This window comes from Bacillus salacetis (assembly GCF_049177075.1).
Taxonomy (GTDB): Bacteria; Bacillota; Bacilli; order Bacillales; family Bacillaceae_B; genus Rossellomorea; species Rossellomorea salacetis_A.
The window spans coordinates 2,233,117-2,257,208 of the sequence record NZ_CP185377.1 but is presented as its reverse complement, the minus strand read 5'-3'; the positions used below and the strand labels follow the sequence as shown (position 1 = coordinate 2,257,208).

Annotated in this window: 21 protein-coding genes and 1 pseudogene; 15 read left to right on the top strand and 7 right to left on the bottom strand. The window is 37.7% G+C overall.

Annotated features, from left to right (window positions below; genetic code table 11):
* Positions 1-144 precede the first annotated feature (144 nt).
* The 9 genes and pseudogenes from ACOJQI_RS11695 to ACOJQI_RS11655 all read left to right on the top strand — a co-directional run bounded on the left by ACOJQI_RS11695 (position 145) and on the right by ACOJQI_RS11655 (position 11,222).
* Complete coding sequence (locus ACOJQI_RS11695; protein WP_421377925.1) at positions 145-1,731, top strand: ATP-dependent nuclease; 1,587 nt, start codon at positions 145-147, stop codon at positions 1,729-1,731.
* Positions 1,716-2,732, top strand: a complete 1,017-nt coding sequence (locus ACOJQI_RS11690; RefSeq protein ID WP_421377923.1) for a hypothetical protein — start codon at positions 1,716-1,718, stop codon at positions 2,730-2,732. Before ACOJQI_RS11695 ends, ACOJQI_RS11690 begins: the two co-directional genes overlap by 16 nt.
* Positions 2,733-2,970: 238 nt before the next feature.
* Positions 2,971-4,446 carry an HNH endonuclease gene (locus ACOJQI_RS11685; protein ID WP_421377921.1) on the top strand — a complete coding sequence of 492 codons (1,476 nt, stop codon included), beginning with the start codon at positions 2,971-2,973 and terminating at the stop codon, positions 4,444-4,446.
* Between the two features lie 233 nt (positions 4,447-4,679).
* Positions 4,680-5,966 carry an IS110 family transposase gene (locus ACOJQI_RS11680; RefSeq protein WP_421377919.1) on the top strand — a complete coding sequence of 429 codons (1,287 nt, stop codon included), beginning with the start codon at positions 4,680-4,682 and terminating at the stop codon, positions 5,964-5,966.
* Between the two features lie 593 nt (positions 5,967-6,559).
* On the top strand, positions 6,560-7,072 hold the full coding sequence (locus ACOJQI_RS11675; RefSeq protein ID WP_421377916.1) for an RNA polymerase sigma factor: 513 nt from the start codon (positions 6,560-6,562) through the stop codon (positions 7,070-7,072).
* On the top strand, positions 7,065-7,934 hold the full coding sequence (locus tag ACOJQI_RS11670) for a hypothetical protein (RefSeq protein ID WP_421377914.1): 870 nt from the start codon (positions 7,065-7,067) through the stop codon (positions 7,932-7,934). Before ACOJQI_RS11675 ends, ACOJQI_RS11670 begins: the two co-directional genes overlap by 8 nt.
* 117 nt (positions 7,935-8,051) lie before the next feature.
* Positions 8,052-8,531 carry a hypothetical protein gene (locus ACOJQI_RS11665; RefSeq protein WP_421377912.1) on the top strand — a complete coding sequence of 160 codons (480 nt, stop codon included), beginning with the start codon at positions 8,052-8,054 and terminating at the stop codon, positions 8,529-8,531.
* A gap of 427 nt (positions 8,532-8,958) precedes the next feature.
* Positions 8,959-9,720 (top strand): class I SAM-dependent methyltransferase, encoded by a 762-nt coding sequence (locus ACOJQI_RS11660; RefSeq protein ID WP_421377910.1) that lies wholly within the window; start codon positions 8,959-8,961, stop codon positions 9,718-9,720.
* Positions 9,721-9,942: 222 nt separating this feature from the next.
* A pseudogene (locus tag ACOJQI_RS11655) lies at positions 9,943-11,222 on the top strand (IS110 family transposase).
* Positions 11,223-11,717: 495 nt separating this feature from the next.
* Here the strand turns inward: ACOJQI_RS11655 and ACOJQI_RS11650 are convergent.
* Complete coding sequence (locus ACOJQI_RS11650; RefSeq protein ID WP_421377908.1) at positions 11,718-12,287, bottom strand: MEDS domain-containing protein; 570 nt, start codon at positions 12,285-12,287, stop codon at positions 11,718-11,720.
* A gap of 393 nt (positions 12,288-12,680) precedes the next feature.
* On the opposite strand from ACOJQI_RS11650, the gene ACOJQI_RS11645 reads away from it, so the two are divergent.
* From ACOJQI_RS11645 to ACOJQI_RS11635, 3 genes are all read left to right on the top strand, one after another.
* Entirely contained in the window at positions 12,681-13,487 is an 807-nt protein-coding gene (locus ACOJQI_RS11645) for an aldo/keto reductase (RefSeq protein WP_421377906.1), read from the top strand.
* A gap of 183 nt (positions 13,488-13,670) precedes the next feature.
* Complete coding sequence (locus ACOJQI_RS11640) at positions 13,671-14,165, top strand: DUF1456 family protein (protein ID WP_421377904.1); 495 nt, start codon at positions 13,671-13,673, stop codon at positions 14,163-14,165.
* A 3-nt stretch (positions 14,166-14,168) separates the two neighbouring features.
* Positions 14,169-14,876: a M48 family metallopeptidase gene (locus ACOJQI_RS11635; RefSeq protein WP_421377902.1), complete on the top strand. Its 708-nt coding sequence runs from the start codon at positions 14,169-14,171 to the stop codon at positions 14,874-14,876.
* Between the two features lie 392 nt (positions 14,877-15,268).
* On the opposite strand, the gene ACOJQI_RS11630 is transcribed toward ACOJQI_RS11635, so the two are convergent.
* Positions 15,269-16,393 (bottom strand): hypothetical protein, encoded by a 1,125-nt coding sequence (locus ACOJQI_RS11630; protein WP_421377900.1) that lies wholly within the window; start codon positions 16,391-16,393, stop codon positions 15,269-15,271.
* Between the two features lie 282 nt (positions 16,394-16,675).
* On the opposite strand from ACOJQI_RS11630, the gene ACOJQI_RS11625 reads away from it, so the two are divergent.
* On the top strand, positions 16,676-17,539 hold the full coding sequence (locus tag ACOJQI_RS11625) for an STAS domain-containing protein (RefSeq protein WP_421377898.1): 864 nt from the start codon (positions 16,676-16,678) through the stop codon (positions 17,537-17,539).
* A gap of 413 nt (positions 17,540-17,952) precedes the next feature.
* Here the strand turns inward: ACOJQI_RS11625 and ACOJQI_RS11620 are convergent, their stop codons facing one another.
* The gene (locus ACOJQI_RS11620; RefSeq protein ID WP_421377896.1) at positions 17,953-18,825 is read right to left on the bottom strand and encodes a DUF6612 family protein; all 873 of its coding nucleotides are present in this window, start codon (positions 18,823-18,825) and stop codon (positions 17,953-17,955) included.
* A 204-nt stretch (positions 18,826-19,029) separates the two neighbouring features.
* On the opposite strand from ACOJQI_RS11620, the gene ACOJQI_RS11615 reads away from it, so the two are divergent.
* Positions 19,030-20,070 carry a zinc-binding dehydrogenase gene (locus tag ACOJQI_RS11615; RefSeq protein ID WP_421377894.1) on the top strand — a complete coding sequence of 347 codons (1,041 nt, stop codon included), beginning with the start codon at positions 19,030-19,032 and terminating at the stop codon, positions 20,068-20,070.
* Between the two features lie 36 nt (positions 20,071-20,106).
* On the opposite strand, the gene ACOJQI_RS11610 is transcribed toward ACOJQI_RS11615, so the two are convergent.
* From ACOJQI_RS11610 to ACOJQI_RS11595, 4 genes are all read right to left on the bottom strand, one after another.
* Entirely contained in the window at positions 20,107-20,592 is a 486-nt protein-coding gene (locus ACOJQI_RS11610) for a sigma-70 family RNA polymerase sigma factor (protein WP_421377892.1), read from the bottom strand.
* A 309-nt stretch (positions 20,593-20,901) separates the two neighbouring features.
* The gene (locus tag ACOJQI_RS11605; RefSeq protein WP_421377890.1) at positions 20,902-21,651 is read right to left on the bottom strand and encodes a ZIP family metal transporter; all 750 of its coding nucleotides are present in this window, start codon (positions 21,649-21,651) and stop codon (positions 20,902-20,904) included.
* Between the two features lie 57 nt (positions 21,652-21,708).
* Entirely contained in the window at positions 21,709-22,203 is a 495-nt protein-coding gene (locus ACOJQI_RS11600) for a cupin domain-containing protein (protein WP_421377888.1), read from the bottom strand.
* 353 nt (positions 22,204-22,556) lie between these two features.
* Positions 22,557-23,561 carry a DUF3231 family protein gene (locus ACOJQI_RS11595; protein WP_421377886.1) on the bottom strand — a complete coding sequence of 335 codons (1,005 nt, stop codon included), beginning with the start codon at positions 23,559-23,561 and terminating at the stop codon, positions 22,557-22,559.
* Between the two features lie 190 nt (positions 23,562-23,751).
* Here ACOJQI_RS11595 and ACOJQI_RS11590 point away from each other — a divergent pair, with 190 nt between their 5' ends.
* Positions 23,752-24,015 carry a hypothetical protein gene (locus tag ACOJQI_RS11590; protein WP_421377884.1) on the top strand — a complete coding sequence of 88 codons (264 nt, stop codon included), beginning with the start codon at positions 23,752-23,754 and terminating at the stop codon, positions 24,013-24,015.
* The last annotated feature ends 77 nt before the right edge of the window (positions 24,016-24,092 follow it).

Sequence of the window (24,092 nt, the reverse complement as noted above, 5' to 3'; positions counted from 1 at the left end):
ATAACACAAAATTTGAAATAATTGGTATTAAGTGATGGATAGCGAAAGGATTAAGAGTTATTAATCAACTTATCAGCATCAATGACATCATAATCTAAGGTTATAAACATAGTTATCCACCTGAAAATTGTAAGGGGGATTTGTATGATAGAAGAAATAAAATTAACTAATTTTAAAAGGTTTAAGGATACTACTATTTCTTTTAATAGTGGTAGGAATATGTTAATTGGAGAAAATGGTGTAGGGAAGTCGTCAATATTAATGGCCATATCTTGCGTGTTAAGTGGGAGCTATTCATTTATAGAGAAATTGGGTGTACATACTCTTTTTAACGTAGAAGTTATTCAAGAGTTTATGAGCGGTGAAAAAAAGTATGGTGATTTGCCAATAGTTGAGGTTGAATTATTCATAACCAACGATGAGGTTAATCATGAAATAAACGGAAAGAAAAACTCTACAGGTACTGAGAAGAATGGTTTGAAAATGAGGATTTGTCCCAATGAGGACCTTTCAGAGCTAATTGCAGATTCACTTGAAAAAACAAATATATTTCCATTTGAATATTATAATGTAGAATTTAATACTTTTTCTGATCGATCGTATAGTAGTTTCCGCAAATATCCAAATTTCATTAGATATTCATATATGGATAACACTAAAATAAATTCAAAACATGCCATGAAAGAATTTGTAAATCGGATATATGAAAGTAAAACAGACCGATCCTTGAGATATAGAATCAACAATGAATACAGAAATTTAACTCATCAATTTTCAGATAATCTTTACACGGAATTTGCTTTAGAGAGCTCAGATGACTTAAAAATCAAACTAAATACACAATCAGAAAACAGTTTTCAAGACAATATTTCAGTAGAAAAATCAGGGATATTTATAGAAAATTTAGGCCAAGGTGAAAAGACTTTTATTAATACCGATTTTATGCTTGCTAATTCTAACGAAGATACAAATGTCATAATAATTGAGGAACCAGAAAACCATTTAAGTTATCTGAATATGCATAAATTAATAGATAGGATAATAGCTGCAGAGGATGAAAAACAAACTTTTATTGCAACTCATAGCAATATGATTGCTTCTAGGTTGGATCTGAAAAATGCTGTGTTTTTTAGTGAATCGGGTATTACAAAGCTAGACAATTTGACATTAGAAACAGCGAAGTTTTTTGAAAAAGCTCCGGACAATAATGTCCTTAATTTTATCCTTTCAGATCGGGCGCTCTTAGTAGAGGGTGATGCCGAATATATTCTTCTTAATGAATTTTATAAATGGATTCATGGGAACGAACCTTATAACGATTCAGTGACAATATTATCATGCGGAGGAAAGACATTTAAAAGATATTTAGAATTAGCTAAAATATTGAACAAAAAAGTAGCTGTTATTACAGATAATGACCATGATTATAATACAAATATTCATAAAAGTTATTCTAGTTATGAAACAGAAAAAATAAAAATCTTTGCAGAGGAAGATAATAAATTAAATACTTTTGAAGTCAGTTTATATGAAAGCAATCTCTCCTTTATTGATGAGCATATGGCAAATGGGAATATGACTAATGGTGTTCAAAGCTATATGTTAAATAATAAAGCGGAGTCAGCATTTCGACTATTAAGCCTTTTTACAAATGATAACCCTGACACCGGTATTGATAAATTTTCAATCCCTACGTATATTGAGGATGCGATAAAATGGATAGCGCATTAAAAAACATAAAAGTACTTAATGCAGTAGCTGGCTCAGGCAAAACAACCTTTATTATTAATCAATTATCAAATGACAATAAGCGGATCCTGATCATCACATATACGACAGCAAACCAAGAGAATTTGAAGGAAAAAGTAATTGGGAAATTCGGACATATACCAAACAATTTATTTATCTATGGATATTTTGAGTTCTTATTAAAATTTATTGTTAAACCCCTATGCCCATACACAGTAAAAGAGATATGTTTCGAGGTTCCTCACTTTAGAAACCGAAATCCATTTACCCAGGATAAAAAAATGATTTACGCAAATAAAGTGGCCAGATATATCCTTGAAAATATCCCTGATTTTAAACAAAGAATTAATACTTATTTTGATGAAGTTTTTATTGACGAAATGCAAGATTTGGCTTCGGATGACTTCTTGTGGATGTTGTCTTTAGCAAATTTACAAATTCCAGTCACATTGGTTGGTGATTTTTTTCAAGCTACATTTTCTTCTAGTAGACGTGGCAATCATTTAAGTAACTTATATAACAACTTAAATTTATATCAGCGCAAAATTGAAGAGTCGGGCTTTCATTTCGATAGTACTACATTGGTTTATAGTCATAGATGTACACCAACCGTTTGTGAGTTCGTCAAGGATAAAATAGGGATAAGTATTGAGTCAGCAATCGCCAGCCCTTCTGAAATAGGCTTAATTTCGAATCAGGAAGAGATGAGGAATATTCTGGAGGATAAAAGAATAAAAAAACTTTTCTATCAAAATTCAAAACGATATACAGTAAATAGTGAAAATTGGGGAAACTCAAAAGGAATTTCTTATGAACATGTATGTGTGGTGTTGAATGAAACTACCTATAAGTTATTCGAGAAGAATAAGTTAATGGATTTGGCAGCAATAACAAAAAGTAAACTTTATGTAGCCTGCACAAGAACGAAAGGAGACCTACGCTTCATAAGGGAGAAGGACATACCAGCTGATTATAAGTTATAACCCCTTTGGTTATCACAATCCAACTGTTTCACAAAACCGCGGCAATAACAGAAGGTCAGCTATCGGTACCGCCATTACCTTTGTTCAATTATTGGGGCAGGATTGTTTAATAAATAAAAGTTTCTTCGGTATGGATTTTTTTACCATAGTTAAATTTTTTTCTTAAGTATCAATTCATCTAAATTTTCTAAATTTATTACTTCCACTGCTAGTAAAATAGTCATAAAATTAAAAGGGGGTGACAAAACTGTTTGATTTGGAAGAATATGAAATACTCATGTCAGGGTTTATGGAGTTTGCTACTGAAAAGGCACAGTATCAACCAAGTACACTTTCACGTTATAAAGTGATTCTCGACGATTATTTTAACAGTAACGTAATTGATAAAGTCGAAAGAAATAACTATGGTGAAATTTTTAGTCAGAAAAGACTTTCCTTATTAAGAAGGAAATCTAATAACGTGCGTCCCAGTTTGCTTCGATTTTTGTATTTTTTGTATGAGGAAAAATTCATTGAAGAACTTGACTATTTTCAGCTACAGAACAATGTAAAATCGGTTTTTGTTTCTGAAGAACAAGAGAGAGAAGATAGTGTTGAGTTTTTGACACCTAACGAGATACGTACTTTGTTTAGTGATCAATTACATTTTAGATATGAATATGAAGAAAAAATGTTACCTTTGGTTTGTTCTCTCTCTTTTTTTTATATGTTTAAACAAGAAGATGTAATTAAACTTAGACTATCGGATATAGACTTAGAAAAACAGCGACTAAGAAATGTTAGGCGAACAGAAGAAAACTCCGATTTAGTTGAATGGCTCTCATTAAACGATGTAACGGTTAAGCATTTAAAAACATATTTGACTTATCGTCAAACTCTTCATTATCCAAATGATTCCTTATTGGTATTGGAAAATGCACCGTTGGATAATACCAAGATAAATAAATTGTTTAATTGCTTTGAGCGACGAGATAACAAAGTGCTTTTTGGGAACAAGAAGTTACATCAAAGTTTACTTACTCGCAGTATGATGCTTTACATACTTATCTCTACTAATGGAAAGGGTCTTTATAAAATCTTATTAGAACAAGATATGAATACTGCCTTAGATTATGCGCTTAACGAATATTTAACAATTATTCGTACTGAAAACAAGAACCAATTGTACGAGCGTTATAACATTCAGGAAATCTTACCTCAGAAAAAAAGAGCAATAGATGTTGGCTCCTATTTAGAATTGAATGACGTTAACCAAAGTGATATAGGAGATTACGACATGAATAACAATAGAAACCTTGAAAATAATAAAGTAACAATTCAACGAATGGTTCGAGATAGTAAGATTAGTCGGAATTTACGGAAACAGTATGACAATGAATGTCAATTGTGTGGTTATAGATTACGGAAATCTAACGGTGAGTATTATTCTGAGGCTCATCATATTCAACCATACAACAAGGTTCATCGAGGAGATGATAATAGCCATAATTTAATTGTGTTGTGTCCAAATTGCCATACTCAATTCGATGATTTATATTATGCGATTCACCCTATAACTCTAAAGATACATTGTATATTTGGAGAAGACGATCAGTACCATTTAGAGATGTTGGCAATGAAAGAAGAGCATACTTTAAATAGTAAATACTTAGAATATACATGGAAGTTGTTTAAAGAAAAGCAAAAGACCTTAGTAAGTAAGGTTGTTCTATAATGGGAATAAATTAACTTCACTTTTTTACTTTGGGAATATTTGTGCTAGAACATGCGGTGCGTTGATCTAAGAAGGATTAACGCTTTTTTTGTTGAAGTTATTGGATTAACGGGCAGCATTCCTGTTATGAAGAAAAATGGGGTTTGAACAAAAAAAGAACCTCTTGGTATGATATGAGTGTCCTGAGCTGGCCGGCAAAAAGGACAAAATCATATCACCAGGAGGCCTTCAATATGAATTATAACCAAAATGAAAAGATTGCTCAAATTACTTCTCAAACACTAATTATAGGGGTAGACATTGCGAAATTCAAGCATGTCGCGCGTGCTCAAGACTTCAGGGGATTGGAGTTTGGAGCCCCTTGTCACTTTAAAAACTCACACGCTCACTTCGATCTATTCTTAACCTGGATCAAGGAGCTGATGGACCAAAACAAGATGGACAAGTTGATTATAGGCATGGAACCAACAGGACATTATTGGCTAAACTTAGCTCACTACCTTAAGGAGAAAGAGATTAAGTTTGTGGCGGTGAATCCCATGCATGTAAAGAAGTCCAAAGAGTTGGATGACAATTCACCAACTAAAAATGACGTTAAAGATGCGAAAGTGATAGCTCAGTTAGTCAAAGACGGAAGGTATGCTGAACCACAAATTCCGCAAGGAGTTTATGCAGAACTTCGTGTGGCCAGAAAAATTCGCGACCTTTTGTCTGTTGATCTACAAATGCTTCAAGGGCAGATTCATAACTGGTTGGATCGCTATTTTCCTGAATTTCTAACCGTTTTTAAGGATTGGGAAGGGAAAGCAGCACTACAGTTATTGAAGTTGAATGTACTACCACATGAGTTGGGATTTTTATCGGATCAAGACATTCTGACTCACCTTAGAAAGGCTGTAAAACGTGCGGTTGGACTCCGTAAAATTCAAGAGCTGAAACGAGCTGCCAAAGACTCAATTGGAATTCGGGAAGGCTCAAAAATGGCTAAATTAGAGCTCCGCACTTTACTGGAAAAGTATGAGTTGGTAATCGAGAGGTTCGAAGAGTTAGATTCTGAAATAGAAGAAATTCTTGAAAAGATTCCTGGTGTTCCACAGATGTTAGCGATCACGGGAATTGGTAAGGATACAGTGGCAGGGTTCTTTGCGGAAGTAGGCGACATAAGGAACTACTCCCATCCCCGCCAGATCATCAAATTGGCTGGACTTAGCCTGAAGGAGAACACTTCAGGAAAGCATAAGGGACTAACGAAAATCACGAAACGAGGAAGGAAGGCACTCAGGGCTCTCCTCTTCCGAGTAGCTATGCCGTTGGTTGCCAAGAATGCCGCCTTTAAAGCTTTACATCACTATTATACTACTCGTCAGAGTAACCCTTTGAAGAAGATGCAGTCCATGATTGCCATATGTAACAAGCGCATACGCATCTTATTTGCGATTGGCACAAAGCAATGTGATTTTAGTGAAGAAAGAATGTTAAAAGACATTCCTCATCTGGCTTCATTACAGGCCGCAGCTTAAATTTCATCGTTGTTTTTCGGTATTTCTCTAAGGATGATAGTCATAGACATTTGAAGCACGGATTAGTCAGTAAAACAATTAAAGTGCGGGCATAGACCCTGTCGGGCAGCATCACTGACATCCACCTCATGGAAAGGTTGGACGAAGGAATTTTAGAGCATAGACTCTGTGAGAATTGGGAGGGTTGACCTCCATGAGAAATGTGGAGATCCATCAGTGCGACCATACTTTTACTAGTTATCCACTTTTTGGATTGAAGTGGCTAGGTAGACTAGCTTTCTTTTTCTCTTTATGCCCAAATTTACCCTTACTTTCAACATCTATCCATACTTCAAATGTCTTAGCTATATAAATCTCTTAGGAATATTGAGAATACGCGAGAAAACAAGAGTTATCTCTTTCTATATAGAGGGAGGTTAATGGAATAACCATACAAAATTCTATATGGATGTTATTATAAAATGAGTAAGGGGACCTTTAAAGACAGAGGTTCCCATTTTTTAATTCGTAAACAAATTAAAAAAGTTTTTTGTGTGAAAGTAACCAACAAAAATCACGTCTAATATATATAAAGGTTTTTCGGGGGAGAAGGAATGGCAGAAGACTATGAAGTAAAAGGTTGGTTCAGTGAATATTATAATGACATATTCAATTTCCTTATCTATTATACGGGCACTAAAGATGTAGAAGATTTAGTTCAGGAAACATTTGTGAAAGCTGTAAGAAACATTGATAAATTCAAGAGGGATTCCAATCCAAAGACTTGGTTGATAAGCATTGCTAGAAATGTCGCAATAGATGAAAGTAGAAAAAGAAGGAAAGAAGAGACAAAACGAAATCGTCTTAAAAGTTTTAATGGGTTAAAAGTGACTCCCCGTTCACCAGAAATCATCGTTGAATTAAACGAGATGAAATTTGAGCTGTATACTGCAATAAGGCTGCTAAAGCAATCCTATTATGATGTAGTGATGCTTCGAGGGATTAACGAGTTGTCCGTCCAAGAGACTGCTCAAACTCTTAAATGGAGTGAAGCAAAGGTAAATCTCACTTACCACAGGGCTTTAAAAGCACTTGCGAAAAAAATAGGGGGCAAAGCTTATGAATAAATCTGAACTTCACAATAAATTGAGTTCTTTTCCCAAAAACCATCGCCTTAGTGATAAACGTATCGAGAATATCTCCAAGAGAATAGATAGGGAAATAGAGGTTAGGCGGAGGAAATCCAACAATAATTTCTTATTAAATAGGAAAGCGATAGCAGCAGGATTGCTAAGTATGACCTTATCAATCATTTTATTTTGGGGTTTAGACGGACAGGAACCTGAAATGATACAGGAGCACGCAGGGCATCAAATATATACAGGATTTAAAAATGCAGAAGAGAGTAAAATGTTCCAACAAAAAAAGGATATCTATGGGACAATTGAAAGTGAAAATAGCTGGGTTTCTGACCCCAGAGAGCCTGAAAACCTCTTTAGAGCATCTGGATCTGTTGTGCAAATAAAGGTTCTTTCTATTGGCGAGGCAAAAATATTGCCCAAGACAGAAAATTCCTATACCGATAGACCCTATACGCCTATAGAGGTTACGATGCAGAAAACCATTGATGGTAGCCCTTTGTCTGGAAAGAAGACAATTTATGTTCAGGGAGGAGACCTAAGGATCTCCAATTTAATTGAAGCTTGGGATGAAAATAGAGTGTCTTTATTGGGCTTAAATAAATTAACTAAAGAAGAACAAGAGTCCAAGTTTATGTCCTTTACATCCGAATATGATTATGTAATGGAACCTGGGAAGGAATATGCAGTAATCCTAGCTAAGCAACAAACTGAGGGAGAAATCTATACTGTAATGGCTTGTGGATATGGAATTTTTAAAATAGAAGAAAATAAAAATGGTGAAAAATTATATAGAAATGTTATAACTGGTAGATATTATCATAGTTTGGTCTTTTCTGATGAGGAATGAGGAATTGGTCGATATTGGTTCTACTTCCATAACGGGGGCGTTGCTGAATAAGCAGCCGCACTATTTTCAAGTAAGGGGAAGGATTAATGAATAACTAAAACTTTGCAATATGTATAATTGAAAAGCTGGATTATTATCGTATTTGCATCTCTTTCTCTTATCTTAGGTGGATGTAATCCAACATCAAATAGTGTAGATGAGTCGCTGGATGATATAAAAGAAGTTAAGGAACTTAATTATAATTTTGTGGGAGAAAGTGAAAACTGGGAAGCTGAACTGGTTTTCAAGGGTGAAGAAATTTTCATCAAAGACCCCGGAGGAGATATAAACGATTACAACACAAGGACTCAAAGCGATTTTAAATTAGAATATAAGGGCGAATTAAGTGAAATTGCTGGAAGCTCTTTATCCTATTCTTATGATACGGGGTCTGAAGGTAGTGAAGGGACAAGAGAGGACTTAGATAAAAAAGTAATTGAGTCTCACGGGGGTTCTAAGAACGGCAGCATTATCCCGCAGGATAGCATTATTGAAGTAACCGTTGAATGGAATGGCGAAAAGGAAAGTTTTATACTGGAAAATACAGACTCTCAGTAAGGTACTTGTATTGAAAAATAGAATTATTACTCGTGCTATTATTGTGCAAAGTGGTCGCCCTTTGCTTGTTCAGCTAAAGGGGGCGTTTGCTGAACAAGCAGCCGTCCTCTGTTCAAGTAAAGTGCAGGTTAACGGAATATTTGAAACTTAATCAATTTGAAACTCGTCCAATTCTTAACCTGTTTTCTAAAAAATTTTGGATTTAAATATAAACAAAAGGGTTATGGGATGTTATGTTATTATCTGGATAAAGGAATTGTTCAATTAACGGGCAGAGGTAATGAAATAAGATGATATGTTAAAAATAATTAAAATAAGGGGGGAGTTTGTATGAACCTATCTGAACATAATATATAACAACTTTTTAATTACTGTCGGGGTCCTCCCTAATTGTTTGAAATTCAAAATAAAAACACGGGAGGAAATTATGATTAAAGATAGCCAATTTTTAAATTTAATTAAAGATGTTGATAGAAGTTTTAAAGGGTGGGATTTCTCATTTATTGCAGGCACTGGACGTATGAGTAGTGACCTACTTTCTTGGTCATATGGTAGCCAAGCAATTCCGTTAATCCAAGGCACAAATATTATGCTGGATATGGGCACTGGTGGCGGAGAGTTTTTATCGATGCTTAGACCCTTTCCTCAAAATGTTTTTGCAACTGAAGGATACAAACCGAATATAGCCATTGCAAAGGAACGACTTGAACCTTTGGGTGTAACGGTAGTTCCTATTGATGAAGATACCAAACTTCCCTTCAAAGATGAACAATTTGACTTAATCTTAAACCAACACGAGTCCTATTCTCCTAAAGAATTAAGAAGAATAATTAAAGAAAATGGTTCATTTTTAACACAGCAGGTAGGTGGCTTAGATTGTGTTGGAATTAATGAAGCCCTTGGTGTTTCTGTGAATAATGAATTTTTATATTGGAACCTAAAGTCTGCTAAAAATGAACTTGAAAAAAATTCATTTCAGGTTTTGTATAGCCAAGAGGAATTCCCTTTTCAACGTTTTTATGATGTGGGAGCATTAGTTTATTATCTAAAAGCCATACCTTGGCAAGTACCCGGTTTTAGTGTGAAAAGATTTGAAAATAAATTGTATGATATTCATAACATTATTCAAGAAAAAGGATTTTTTGAAGTGAAACAGCATCGCTTTATGATTAAGGCTAAAGCGCTATAGTTTAACTTAGGTCTTTTATTAGAGATTTCAGTAACTGTTAACGGGGCAATAACCGAAGATCAGCTAGATGATCCGGCTATTGCCCTTAATCAGTTATTGGGCAGCATTCCTGTTATGAAGAAAAATGGGGTTTGAACAAAAAAAGAACCTCTTGGTATGATATGAGTGTCCTGAGCCGGCAAGCAAAACGGACAAAATCATATCTACCAGGAGGCTTTCAACATGAATTATAACCAAAATGAAAAGATTGCTCAAATTACTTCTCAAACACTAATTATAGGAGTAGACATTGCGAAATTCAAGCATGTCGCGCGTGCTCAAGATTACAGGGGATTGGAGTTTGGAACCCCGTGTCATTTTGATAACTCACATGCTCACTTCGATCTGTTCTTAAGCTGGATCAAGCAGCTGATGGACCAAAACAAGATGGACAAGTTAATTATAGGCATGGAAACAACAGGACATTACTGGCTAAACTTAGCTCACTACCTTAAGGAAAAAGAGATTAAGTTTGTGGTGGTGAATCCCATGCATGTAAAGAAGTCCAAAGAATTGGATGATAATTCACCAACTAAAAATGATGTCAAAGATGCCAAAGTGATTGCCCAGTTAGTCAAAGACGGAAGGTACGCTGAGCCACAAATTCCGCAAGGAGTTTATGCAGAACTTCGTGTGGCTAGAAAAATTCGCGACCTTTTGTCTGTTGATTTACAAATGCTTCAAGGGCAAATTCACAACTGGTTAGATCGTTATTTCCCTGAATTTCTCACCGTTTTTAAGGACTGGGAAGGGAAAGCAGCACTACAATTATTGAGGTTGAATGTATTACCACATGAGTTGGAACTCTTATCGGACCAAGACATCCTTACTCACCTTAGAAAGACTGTAAAACGTGCGGTTGGACTCCGTAAAATTCAAGAGCTGAAACGAGCTGCCAAGGACTCAATTGGCATTCGGGAAGGCTCAAAGATGTCTAAATTAGAGCTTCGCACTTTACTGGAAAAGTATGAATTGGTAGTCGAAAGGTTCGAAGAATTGGATTCTGATATAGAAGAACTCCTCGAACAGATCCCTGGTGTTCCTCAGATGTTAGCAATCACGGGAATTGGCAAGGATACAGTGGCAGGGTTCTTTGCGGAAGTAGGCGACATAAGGAACTATTCCCATCCCCGCCAGATCATCAAATTGGCTGGACTTAGCCTGAAGGAGAATACTTCAGGAAAGCATAAGGGACTAACGAAAATCACGAAACGAGGAAGGAAGGCACTCAGGGCTCTCCTCTTCCGAGTAGCTATGCCGTTGGTTGCCAAGAATGCCGCCTTTAAAGCCTTACATCACTATTATATTACTCGTCAGAGTAACCCTTTGAAGAAGATGCAGTCCATGATTGCCATCTGTAACAAGGTATCTTATTTGCGATTGGCACAAAGCAATGTGAATTTAGTGAAGAAAGAATGTTGAAAGACATTCCTCATCTGGCTTCATTACAGGCCGCGGCTTAAGTTTCATCGTTGTTTTTCGGTATTTCTCTAAGGATTATAGTCATAGACATTTGAAGCACGGATTAGTCAGTAAAACAATTAAAGTGCGGGCATAGACCCTGTTGGGCAGCATCACTGACATCCACCTCATGGAAAGGTTGGACGAAGGAATTTTAGAGCATAGACTCTGTGAGAAATGGGAGGGTTAACCTCCGTGAGAAATGTGGAGATCCACCAGTGCGACCATACTTTTACTAGTTAACCACTTTTTGGATTAAAGTGGCTTGGTAGTCTAGCTTTCTTTTTCTCTTTATGCCCAAAATTACCCTTACTTTCAACATCTATCCATACTTCAAATGTCTCAGCTATATAAAACTCTTAGGAATATTGAGGATAAACGAGAAAACAAGAGTTATCTCTTTCTTTATAGAGGGAGTTTAGTGGAATAAGGAAATTAATAAAAAAAGTCACTGATTAACCTCCAGTGACTTAACTTTAAGAGTATTGCTATCCGGTTTAAGATGTAATAGGTTTGTCCTGTTGCTTAACTAATTGATCATTTATAAGAAAATTGTGGCACTTTAGGAGGGCTTCCCCAAATTCTTTACTAATCCTTTCTGAATCGTAGGCACAAACAGAAAGAAGTTTTGTTTCGGTGACAATTTTATCCGCTTCATTTTCAGAATCCAATAATTTTTTATTTATTGTCCGCTCATCCCGCCATTCTACATGAGCCCAGCTTCGGACAACACAATTTAGTTCTGAAAATCCTGTTATTAATTTGGGGAGATAATCCCATATAGAATTAATATTAAAGTCTCCCTTGGCATAATAGAAGTCATAATTATTGACAAACGCCACTTTTTCTAAGCTACTTTTATTCGATAACATTGTAAGTTTTTTTTTAATCAACGGAGTAATCCGGTCATTTTCTATAATGATAGAATATTCATTGTGTTCTAAACCTGAAATAATAAAGTCGACTACATTTGAAATATACTGATTCTGTTTCTCTGAAAAATATAATACATGTCCCTTGGTAAGGTTTTTAATTTCATCAACTTCTATTAAATGCGTATTTTCCAAATGTGCACCCCTTTTACTGACATATAATGCCTGTCATTAAAGTGTAACATACATTGATGTTGAAATGGGTCTCGCCAGAAAAAATACCAGCAGCATTCCACTGTAAATATTAAAATTGAAATTGTATTAAAAGCTAAAATTCTGAAGAAATGTACTTAAATTAACGAGGGCTTTAATTGGATAACAAATGAAAAGTTTTTTATGTGCTAAAACAACTGCAAATATGCTATTTCTGTGTCTCAATTGAAAGGGTTATCATCATTGGTTAGTGGGAGTTTCATATCTAACTAGAATTATGACTTCATACAGATTTCTTTTTGAAAATTCTATAATTTGCTATGATGTACTTTGAAAGCAGAATAATTTGAGTATAAAGAGGGAGTGCTTAAAAATATGGAATACATAACACTTAATAATGGGTTGAAAATGCCAATTCTCGGTACTGGTACAAATACGTATGGTAAAGAAAATAATGACTATAACGCGGCGGTAACAAATGAAATTCCTGAACTCTTATCAGCACTTGAGTTGGGGTATCGTTCAATAGACGCAGCGATCATGTATCGAAACGAAGAACTTGTCGGAAGGGTTTTAGCAGAAAGCCCAGTGCCTCGAGAAGAGTTATTTATAACGACAAAAGTTCCTGCCGATGAAGAATATATTTCTTCAAAGGATGCTACTCGGGCGGCTATCGATAACAGTCTGAAAAACTTTCAAACAGATTACCTCGATCTGCTTCTTATTCACTTTCCTATCGAAGACAAAGGACAACTTAAAAACACTTGGGAAGTCTTTGAAGAATATTACGAAGCGGGGAAGCTGAAAGCAATCGGCGTTTCAAACTTTGGAAAAGATCATCTGGAAGAATTGAAAGAATTCGCTAAAGTGAAGCCAGCGGTTAATCAAATACAAATCAATCTAAAAGAACCGAACAAAGATCTCCTTGCTGTAGTAAAAGAAGAGGGCATTACACCAGTTGCATGGGGACCTATGAAAGCCGAAGCCCATCAAAAAGAAGTGTTGGATGAAATCGGTGAAGCCTACAAAAAATCTGGGGCACAGGTCTTACTAAAATACCAAATCCAACGTGGTGTGGTCGTTATTCCTAAATCTCACAATCGTGAAAACCAAGCATCCAATCTGGATCTTTTCGATTTTGAATTATCGGCAGAAGATATGAAAAGAATTGAAAACCTATAATAGTTCTCCCTTCATCCCAGTGGTATAGATAGTACCGCTGGGATTTTATTTTTTTCAAAACCTTAAGCGGAGGGACAAAGGGATGTGTTTGTACTATCTACAAGGTCCTTTAAATGGTAAACTAATGAATCAGTGTTATTACATTTAGAGCAGGACACGTGCAAAATAACAGGAGGTTTACCAATGAATATAAATAATAACGATATATTAATTCGCTTACGTTATGCACTGGATCTTAAAAATACAGAGATGGTGGAGATTTTCAAGCTTGGCGGCATCGATTTGTCTAAAGAAGAAGTGATGAAGGTACTTACAAAATCAGAGGAAGATCTTGCTATAACCGAAAATCATATAGCATGTGATGATGAAATGTTCGAGTCTTTCTTAAATGGTTTCATAACTTTTAAAAGAGGTAAGCAGGAACCAAAGCCGGGGCAGCCTGAACGACCGGAAATCACCTATGAACATGTGAATAATCTTCTGTTAAAGAAAGTGAAAATCGCTCTCTCTTTGACAAGTGAAGATATGATTGAGATCTTGCATGATGCAGGTGTGAAGATCACCAAAGGGGAATTGGGTGCTATTTTACGGAGGGAAGGCCATAAGAATTACCAGATATGCGGTGATCGATATGCCAGGAATTTCTTAAAAGGATTAACGATCAGATACAGGGGATAAATCATGAATCATACTTTCTCAGGTGAGACGATACGCTTTGATATCAAGTATAAGAACCGGAAATCCATCGGCATCTATCTGGACAGCTATGGCCATGTTGAGGTGCATGCACCTAAGGGCACCCCAGATGAATCTATCCTTCGAGTAGTAGAGGACAAATGGGATGTGCTTCTTGAGAACATGAAAGAAAGACAGGACCGGCTGAGAGGACAGCAGGAAAAGGTCTATGCTCAGGGGGAACGCTTCCTGTATTTAGGAAAGGCTTATCCTATAAAAGTCCATCATGATCCTTCCATCAATCAAGATTATGTCAAGGTAGATGAAGAGGCCATTCATATTTTTGTTAAAGAGCTGGAGGATGAACGGAGCAGACAGGCTTTGAAACGTTTTTATTACCAGCAGTGCAAGGCATTAGTAGAGAAGAGTATCTCCATTCACCAACATCATTTTAAATCTAAACCAAATTCCATCAAGATTTCTGACAGCAAAACCACATGGGGAACCTGTGATGCAAAAAGGAAGCTGACCTTCAATTGGAAGCTTGCCATGGCTCCCCGGGAAGTGATCGATTATGTGGTCGTGCACGAAATGTGCCACATGGTCCACCTCAATCATGACCGGTCCTTCTGGCGTCTCGTAGGGAAGATTGTGCCGGACTATAAAGAGAAAGAAGCGTGGCTGGCAGCATCGAGTTGGAAGATGACGGTGTAGTGAAACTAGGAGTGAAGTGTAATCCCGGTTGGGGAGGCCATGAAAGCATAACATAAGGGAAAAATTTTCCTTTATATGAGAAATATTGAAATAAATAAGTCAAATAGGGGAAAAATTTTCTGCTATTCACTTAAAAAACTTGAAAAATGGGTTGCTTAGCATGCTTAACGGAAAATCCTTCCCTTATTTACCTCTCCCCAGCTAAATTCTGCAGTTTAACGGAAAAATTTTCCCTTATTTTAAGTCCCCTTGCTTATTACGATTCCATAGTAAAAAAGCAGTCCGTTTTGAACTGCTTTTTTTAGTTTTGCACTCCAATACTGAACTACATACATCAGTCGGATTGCGTCATTGCGGAAAAGGGACAGTGCTCATCACTGTCCCTTTTCTGCTTATTGATAATTAACAAAAGCCGGCGCCGGATCCAATTCCAGCACATCTTTCGGCATCATCAAAGGCTCATCCTTCTTATAAAACACCTTAAATCCGCCATATTGAATGGGCTCCTTCTGCACATGTTCGTTGTATCCTGCTCTTTTTATTGCATCCAATCCATGGCCGTCAAAGTTCAGCGCCACTTCCACGTTTTCCGTAGGTTGGATGGCATCTTTATTGATAAGGACATGTTTTGAGAATTGATGGACGATGACAAGTTTGTCAGGAAGGTTGTTTTCCTTCACTATATTTGATACATATTCAATCGCTTCTTGAATTTTTTTACCATCAACTGTACCTAGATCCACTCCGGGAATTTCTCCTTCCTGGACATGGAATTCCGTATCGATGGCTAAATGGACGTAAGGTCGTTTCAGGTATTTTTCAATGGATTTCACTTGATTCATGACGGTATCACGGGACAGTTGGATATCCAGGATCAGCAGTGCATTGTTTTCTTCTGCCAGCTTTGCATATTTTTCAATAGCTTCATCTGATGTAGGGTGTATATAAAGACCTTTTTCTCCCGGACTTCTTTGAGCTACGGTTGCGATCAATTCAATCGCAGGGATAGCAGGCCTTTCAGGATCCAGTTCAGAATACTCCTTTGTCTGAGCAATCAATTTATCCATGTAGACTTCAGGCTCGTACTCTCCCAAAATCCCCATGTTGACCGAATTGGGGTGCCCATAATAGGAAACGATCCTATGTTCCTTAAGCGGTCCGTCCGTTAGATCTTCTGCACCTTTAAGGGTTTGACCTAAAGGAACGCTTCTTGCTGTGTCGCCTCCATGCGCCTGTGTTCTTGGCATTTCCGCCAACTGTTTTTCTGTATAGTTGGTTTGCAGCGGCTGCGCACTTTCAGAAGGCTCGATTGCCTGATAGGACGCCGGGAGGTCGAATCTTGGTGATTTGGCTGCCACCTCATTAGCTTGAAGCTTCTCATTAAGAGACAGCATTGATTTTTCATGCAGCATAGCCTCTTGGTTCTGGCTTGCTCCGGTTACTGTTTGCGAACATCCTGTTAACATTAAATACGGGAGTGCTGCCAGGCACGCCCCCGTTCTGAATAACTTTTTCATTTTATCCCACCTGTTTTTTAATATATGAAAATATGTCCACGTTGAAGGTGGCTTTCACCAACCAATGAAACATTCATTCTATAAATCTAGTATAAAGGAAAAATCTCTTCTATTAAAATCAAAAGCTATCATTACACTTCCCCAGTGAATGCCTGTATAAACCTTTGATTCCGTCTTTTCAAAGCTTAGGGGGATTCTTCACTTTCATTATAAAATTTGCATAAGGATGTTTATTTTCAGTTTTGGAGGGAACAATACATTGATTAATCGTTTTTATGTAATATGGACAATTCTACAGAGTTAACATTCATCCGCGGCGATCGCTTTAGAAATTTCGATGAGGCTGCTGAAAGCATTCTCCGTATGATCAGTAAGTTGATGGATATTAACACTTTATTTATAGCGAAAAATGATAAGAACACGAATGAAATTGTAAAAGTGGTCAACAAGGAGCAGGAATTATTGAAGGAAGGGGGTACCCTGCCTTTTGACGAAACGTACTGCAAGGTAAGTGTGGATCATGGGGGAAGAGTATTAATCATTCCCGATATTACGACCGATGAAAAAACTAAGTCACTCAGTGTAACCGGAAACTTAGGGAGCGGGAGTTTTGTCGGCATTCCGATTAACTATGAGGATGGACGGAATTATGGCACCATTTGCGGACTTGATACCAATCCGTTTAAAATCTCGGAGGAACATATCGAATTATTCGAGACGATGAGTTCATTGCTTTCCTATGTCCTGGAACTGGATAACGCCAATAAACAAATCGAGACACTGTCAGCACCATTAGTGCCCATTACCAATGGGGTCGCGGTCCTGCCGATTGTCGGAGTCATCAATAACGAAAGAGCTGAAATCATCATCGAACTGACTTTGGCGAAAAGCCAGGAGATGGAGCTTCAATACTTAGTAGTGGACCTATCAGGGATCACGCACATTGATGATGAAGTGGTCTCATCCTTGCTGCGCATCGTCAATTTGATGAAGCTGGTTGGCGTGGAACCGATCTTGACCGGGATACGCCCTGAAATTGCCATGCAGGCTGTAAGGTCGCATGTGGATTTGGCCTCTATCACTATCGAGTCAAACCTGGCTAACGCCTTAAGCTATATTGGATTTTCTCTTCAGAAAAACACATAATATTTGGCCGGATTGATGCTCTTATTTTTCACAATAAAGAGGGGGAAATGCACTCCGTTCCTCCGGCATGTAAAATGAAGGGCGAAATAAGGGAAGAAATTTCCCTTATGGAAGAAATATTTAGGATTAGAGGTCAATTAGGGGAAAAATCTTCCGCTATTCACTTAAAAAACATCAAAGTCGTATGAATAAGCATGATTAACGGAAAATCCTTCCTTTATTTACTTCTCCCGAGCTGAATTCTGCAGGATAACGGAAAAATTTTCTCTTATTTTAGTACCCATCTTTTTCACAGGTGATTACCAAATCATAGTAAAAAAGCAGTCCGCATTGGACTGCTTTTTCTAATTTTGCACTACACAACTGAACTACTTACCAGCTTGATTTTCCATGTGTTTTTACCTTGATATCAATTATTGACCAAAAGGAGATTTCATTTCTACAGCTGATTCTGTAACTTCAGCAGGAACCTCGATGGATTCGATTTCATTGAATTTCGAGAAGACACTCGTCATCGTTTGATCGAGTTTTACCACTTCGCCATTTTGCTTCATTTCAATCGTTTGCTGTACTTCCATCTTGACGGTATGAAAGCTTTCTTTGTCGATCCACATTTTCAAATCCATACTTGAAATCGACATATCCTCCATCGCTCCTTCAAAAGTGGATTGAAGCTCGTCGTTCATCATCCCCATTCCTTCTTTAAGGATTTTGTCCGCTTGATCTCCATCGAGTGTAAGTTGGAGGATGAACGTCTCATCATCCTGTTTGAAGGTGAATTGATCAAGGTAAGGCTCGAATTGTTTTAGTTGATTTTCAGGAAGAGAGGATTCCTGTAGGGCTGATTGCTTCATTAAGTCAGCCATCTCATTTGGAAGTGTGGTCCATTGATTCTGCATGTTGTCTTTGAGATAAATTTCTTCCTCTGTTACATACATTTCAACTTGTGCGACCGGTAATTCATTCCCTTCCATTTCATCCATTTTCATGTTCACGGATGAAGTCTGGTGCATGGCCATCGGGTCCATGACAAGGTCGGTAGAAGAGGTCGTGCTCATATCCATGGAACCTTCTCCGCTTTCCTCATTATGGGTGGTTTGCTTCAACTCCATATCCATATGTACGCTGGATAATTCAGAGTCCGCTTGCTGAGTATTCTTGAAGACCTGTTCCAGTGTCAGGTCACTTTTATTTTTTACATCAGCTTCTGGCGAGGCGGTCGTTGAACAGGCACCAAGTGATAGAGCAAGGGCGGCGGCTGTCAGTACTTTTGTGATTCTTTTCATTATTCCACTCCTTTTTTCCTTATAGTATCTATACGATTGCCATTGCCAGAAAGTTTCAATTTTTAGGAAATAGAGTATATTTTGTCTGGCGGATTTTCATAAATAAATAGTGAGCAGCTTGGAGGTATAAAAATCCAAGATGGAAAAAATACTAGAAATTGGACATTTAACTTCTATATCACTACATATAAAGGGGAAAAGCGAATGATATCTGTGCAAGTTACTGGTTACGGCGGTGTTGATAAGTTAGAAGTTGTAAATACGCCTGTACCGGAACCACAAGAACATGAAGTGCTGATCAAAGTAAAAGCTTGTGCGATTAATAATACGGAAATTTGGATGAGGGAAGGTGCTTACGGCAAAGGTACAAAGTCCGGATGGCGGCCGGAAGGAGTGCAATTTCCCCGTACGCCGGGCTCTGATATAACAGGTACCATTGTAAAGGTCGGGAAAGCGGTGGATGAAAGCATGAAGGGAAAAGATGTGGTCCTTTTCCCGTTCACCTCAAGTGGAGAGCCAGGATCCGAACATATCTCAGAAGATATGTCTTTCATCGGTTCGGAATATGACGGCGGATATGCGGAATATGTGGTATGGCCGGCAGAACTCTGTTATGACATGCCCCTTTCCAACTATATTGAAAGTGCAGTATTCTCCGTTAGTGGTTTAACAGCATGGCATATGGTGGAACAGATCAACATTCACCCAGGAGAGACGATTATGGTAACGGGAGCAAATGGCGGCGTGGGGTCATTGAATGTCCAGATTGCTGCAAGAGTCTTTGGAGCGAAAGTCATTGCGATTGTAGGAGATCTTGAGTTGGAAGAAAAGATGAAAGACCTTGGGGCAGCTCATGTGTTGTCCTATAAATCCTCTGTCCTTGCCCAAGAGATACTCCATGTGAATGGAGGACCCATCGATTCGGTGTTGGATGTCGTAGGTGATGCTCTATTTTCGACTTCCCTTGAAGTGTTGAAAAAAGGAGGCAAGTTCTGTATATCCGGTTCTGCCGGGGGCCAGAAGGCAGAACTCGATTTTAGGACATTATATTTAAAACATATAACGTTTTACGGCTCTGTATTGGGGACAAGAGAAGAATTTCATCGAATGTTATCCTCTATTTCAGAAGGGAAAATCAAACCGGTGATTGATAGAACGTTTCCTTTAAAAGAGGCAAGAGAAGCTCAAGAGTATTTTAAGAAATCGGGGAAATTAGGAAAAGTGGTTCTGCTGCCGGAACAATGAAAGGAAGCCTCTCTAATGCAGAGAGGCTTCCTTTCATTAGTTCGCTTTCCGTATTACCAGTTTTGCTTTGGCTCCCTGACGCCACTTTTTCACAGCAGACACTGAAACCTGTTCCCGTTCGGCTATTTCTGTGATTTTCATCATCCCGATGAAGGTGTAAAGTACCCATTTCTTCTGCGTGTCTGTCAACGGTTCGAAATGAGCCAGCAGGTTTTCTGCTTCAAACATGCTTTCTTTAGACTTGTCAGGAATCAAGGCTAAAAACTCTTCATTATCGGGGTAAGTGAAGCGTTCCGTTAACTTTACTTCTCGTTTCAACACATCCAGCATCCTTCCACGAATCGTAGAGTAGGCAAAACCGGTAAAGCTGCCTTTCTCTTCCTCATACTTTTCCCATGCTTCCCAAAGGGCTGTCATGCCGATCTGGAAGTAATCGTCCTTATCTTTATATATATGAAGGGTCTTGATGATTTTATGGATCATTGGCTCATACTGTTCATGCACCTCATTAAAATCTTTCAAACTGCTATCCTTCCAAAAGGCGCGCACTTTTCTTTTATTCCCGGGTGAGTACAGCATAATGTAGGAGCTGAGGTATGGACAAAGTGAGTTGGAGAGACTTTGGGGAGTGATAGAGTGAGTTTTGCTAGGGGAAACTGCTGGTTATTGGCGGGAAAGGGAAAGTTTTATCGTTTTTTACCGAAATATCAACAATTTTGTCGATTTGATCTATTAGAAGGGGAACGCCATTATCCGGGCGTTCCTATTTTATGCAGAAAAAACCCTGGAATAAGAATATCCAAGGTTGAGAGTAATGCTGTTTTTACTTCATTACTGAAGGGTATTTAATGCCAACGAGATTAATAGTCCAGATATAGAAGCTAAACCGATCAATGGATTGGCTTTCTCATATGCTTCAGGAAGCATTGTAACTGAAACCATGGCAATTATCGCACCAGCAGAAAAAGAACTGATAAAAGACTCTATTTGTTCAGGAACCATGGGCAGAAAATAATTACCGGCCGCTCCGCTTAATGTTGTAATGAAAACGACAGCTGTCCAAGTGAGAAGGATTTTTTTCTTGGAATATCCAGCTTGTCTAAATCCATCTGTACTTGAAAGGCCTTCGGGAAAGTTACTGATCACGACGGCAACTAAAAGGGTCCAGCTTACTCCGCCCATTGCTGTACTGTAACCGACCATCATAGCTTCAGGAATGGCGTCGAGCATTGAACCTACAAATAAAGCAAGCCCGGCTGTCCCGGCACTTGAACTACTATTGCTGCTCGTATCACTGTTTTTCAATTTCCTGGATCTGTGGCCTTTTCTCCATAGAAACCAATCATAAGCAGTAAAAACGAGTCCCCCTAGTATAAAACCTATACTGACTGATAACAGGCTGCTTTTTTGGACTCCTTCTTCCAGTAACAAATCAAACGTAGTTGCTGCAATCAAGGCTCCGGCACCAAATGCCATAATAAAGCCGAGGATTTTCTTAGAAACTGGTTTATAGGTACTTATCAGGCCGCCGATCAACATCGGAAGTCCGGAAACAAAGCCCCACGTTACAGCCATCCACATAATAAACACTCTCCTATCTAATTATTCCTGTATAATATTTTCCCTTCTCATTTGTTGTTAAACGAAGGGAGGGATAGGGAGGTGAGGCGTTTGGCCCGTATTTGTTACATTATGCCAGGTTCCAGCCGGGATGAAAATGGCTGAATCATCAAACACATTTCTTTGAAAGTTTAAATTATTTTTGGTTTTACCCATTTGAACAATCCCTTGTCCTTGTTCAATCCGTAGGAATTGATCCACATCAGGATGTATTTCCAAACCGATATCATCGCCCACATCGATACTCATTAGTGTGGTTTGCAAATGTTCCCCAGTCCAAATGGCCGTACGATAAGTATTGTTTTGCTTCGTTGCCTCATTGATGTTGATGACAAATGGTTCTCTGCCATAATCTCGTAACGAATTATTTCTGTGGCCGCTATAATAATGGGAAGGATAATAACTGCTTTCATTCTGACAAGTGCAGTAACCAGGCTGTCTGCTGTAGGTATACCCTGGTGGATTAGCGTAATAAGGATTTTGATACGGATACATATATGGATGATTGTACATTTTACCTCAATCCTTTCCTCATTGATGAGATTATCGTATGCACGTTTTTAGAAAGTGTACTTTATGAAGGTGACGGGACAAAAGTGGGCGAGTGGATGGGGATCATAAGCGGAGAAATTTCTCTTATTAAGAAAATAGCATTGCAAATAGCTCAAATAGACGGAACAATTCCGTCTATCGACTCGACAAATGGGGGAAAGGGTCATTTTTACATGTTTAAAGTGGAAATACTCCGCTTAATTCGTCTAAACCGAGCACTTTTCTGCAAAATAACCGGAAGATATCCACTTATTTTTAAGGGTATTGGATGGAGAACGAGAGGGGAGTAGTTGACCCGCTTCCCAACATGAATTTTACTTTTCTTTTGCAAGTTTCTTTCTATTTGGAGCAAGCGGCGGTTGTTCCAACCAATTATATTTAACCATGATATTAAACCATTTTTTTGTAACGGATAAATTTTTTAATATGATCTTTTCGTACTCGAATGCAAGATCTGTTCGCATTGCAGTTGCTAAACCAGCACCTTGGAAAGTTTGGGCAGTCTGATATAAAAAGCCCATATGATACATCATCAACTTATCTGAAAAGGGAGCTTCTGTTGAATTCGTTACTTCTGTTTCCCAAGACATAGGTACAGGTAAGTTATCTTTACGTAATATAGCAGCCAGCGATTGGATTTGCTTATCTGCAACTTTGGCTGAGTATTCTAAGAATTCTCTAGTATCTTGTGTCTGTGTAACTTGACTGAATGAAATGGATAAAGCTTTTGACATTATCGCTTTTTTTAAATTTAAAGACAGACTAATGATCTCAGTAGCAGCTAAGCGTCTGTCCTTCCCCAAGATCCCTTCAGAAAAACTCTTAGAGGTAATGAATTCTGGATTTTCTTCTGGATAGAAATAGGGATCTCTTTGGAAATGTCCCATTTCTAACAGTAATTCAGTACACTTATGATAAATATTTTTTGCTTCATTATCACATGAATCGTAAAAATGGCGCAATTCCTTATTGACTGAAGAGGATAAAGCGGTAACATGACCGATTAACCCATGCATAGTCATGATATGTAAGTAGTGTAAGCAAAATATATCAGTAAACAGCCTTTTTGCTCCTTTTTTTAAATCATAATCTGTAAAGCCTTTTGGCAAAGGAAATCCATCTTTTTGAATGAACGAAACAACCTGTTCTTTTTGTTTTGCATATATTTGGATAGCTTCCTCTAATATGGCTTTTATTTTTTCATTTTCTACTATCGATGCCATATATTTATTAACAGTATCTATCGCAGTCCCATTCACATAAGCTCCCCAAAGAGTCCCGATTTCCGCTGAAGTAAGCTTAATGTTTTCTTTTTCCAAAGCAATGCACCCCTTATTTTTCACTTCTGTTATTATGTGATTTTATTTATGCAATATTCTTTTTGCCTATATAGAAAAGGGGAAAGGTCTTCTCTTCCACGGATATCCGCGCCTTATAAACTATACAAGTTGTATATATATTCTTTTATAAAAAAGAATAAGCACATAAAGAATCAATTGGAGGAACAGAATGAATTCTAATCTTCTGCTTTGGCTCTCATTTTCAACAATCATCATTGGGATTCTTTCTTGGTTGATTGCTATTCCGAATGCCTATAATTCCCTTGGAACCCTTTGGATGCTTACATGGGTAGTCAATCCAATAGGAGTCGTTCTAGGATTGTTATCCATTAAAAATAACATCCTGCTTTCCTGGATAGCCGTTATTCTGAATTTCCTACTAACCATCAGTGTAGGTCCTATGTGGTTTTTGGGAGACCTGTTTGGTTTTTAATCGAGTTCATTTTGTGAAAGCTGAATCATATTCCATTTCCACTTGTGGAATACTCTTCTTATGTAAATAGTCGTTTG

Coding starts and splice junctions, on each gene's coding strand:
- ACOJQI_RS11695 (WP_421377925.1), top strand. CDS start 145: ATGATAGAAGAAATAAAATTAACTAATTTTAAAAGGTTTAAGGATACT.
- ACOJQI_RS11690 (WP_421377923.1), top strand. CDS start 1,716: ATGGATAGCGCATTAAAAAACATAAAAGTACTTAATGCAGTAGCTGGC.
- ACOJQI_RS11680 (WP_421377919.1), top strand. CDS start 4,680: ATGAATTATAACCAAAATGAAAAGATTGCTCAAATTACTTCTCAAACA.
- ACOJQI_RS11675 (WP_421377916.1), top strand. CDS start 6,560: ATGGCAGAAGACTATGAAGTAAAAGGTTGGTTCAGTGAATATTATAAT.
- ACOJQI_RS11670 (WP_421377914.1), top strand. CDS start 7,065: ATGAATAAATCTGAACTTCACAATAAATTGAGTTCTTTTCCCAAAAAC.
- ACOJQI_RS11660 (WP_421377910.1), top strand. CDS start 8,959: ATGATTAAAGATAGCCAATTTTTAAATTTAATTAAAGATGTTGATAGA.
- ACOJQI_RS11645 (WP_421377906.1), top strand. CDS start 12,681: ATGGAATACATAACACTTAATAATGGGTTGAAAATGCCAATTCTCGGT.
- ACOJQI_RS11640 (WP_421377904.1), top strand. CDS start 13,671: ATGAATATAAATAATAACGATATATTAATTCGCTTACGTTATGCACTG.
- ACOJQI_RS11635 (WP_421377902.1), top strand. CDS start 14,169: ATGAATCATACTTTCTCAGGTGAGACGATACGCTTTGATATCAAGTAT.
- ACOJQI_RS11630 (WP_421377900.1), bottom strand. CDS start 16,393: ATGAAAAAGTTATTCAGAACGGGGGCGTGCCTGGCAGCACTCCCGTAT.
- ACOJQI_RS11625 (WP_421377898.1), top strand. CDS start 16,676: ATGGACAATTCTACAGAGTTAACATTCATCCGCGGCGATCGCTTTAGA.
- ACOJQI_RS11620 (WP_421377896.1), bottom strand. CDS start 18,825: ATGAAAAGAATCACAAAAGTACTGACAGCCGCCGCCCTTGCTCTATCA.
- ACOJQI_RS11615 (WP_421377894.1), top strand. CDS start 19,030: ATGATATCTGTGCAAGTTACTGGTTACGGCGGTGTTGATAAGTTAGAA.
- ACOJQI_RS11605 (WP_421377890.1), bottom strand. CDS start 21,651: ATGTGGATGGCTGTAACGTGGGGCTTTGTTTCCGGACTTCCGATGTTG.
- ACOJQI_RS11600 (WP_421377888.1), bottom strand. CDS start 22,203: ATGTACAATCATCCATATATGTATCCGTATCAAAATCCTTATTACGCT.
- ACOJQI_RS11590 (WP_421377884.1), top strand. CDS start 23,752: ATGAATTCTAATCTTCTGCTTTGGCTCTCATTTTCAACAATCATCATT.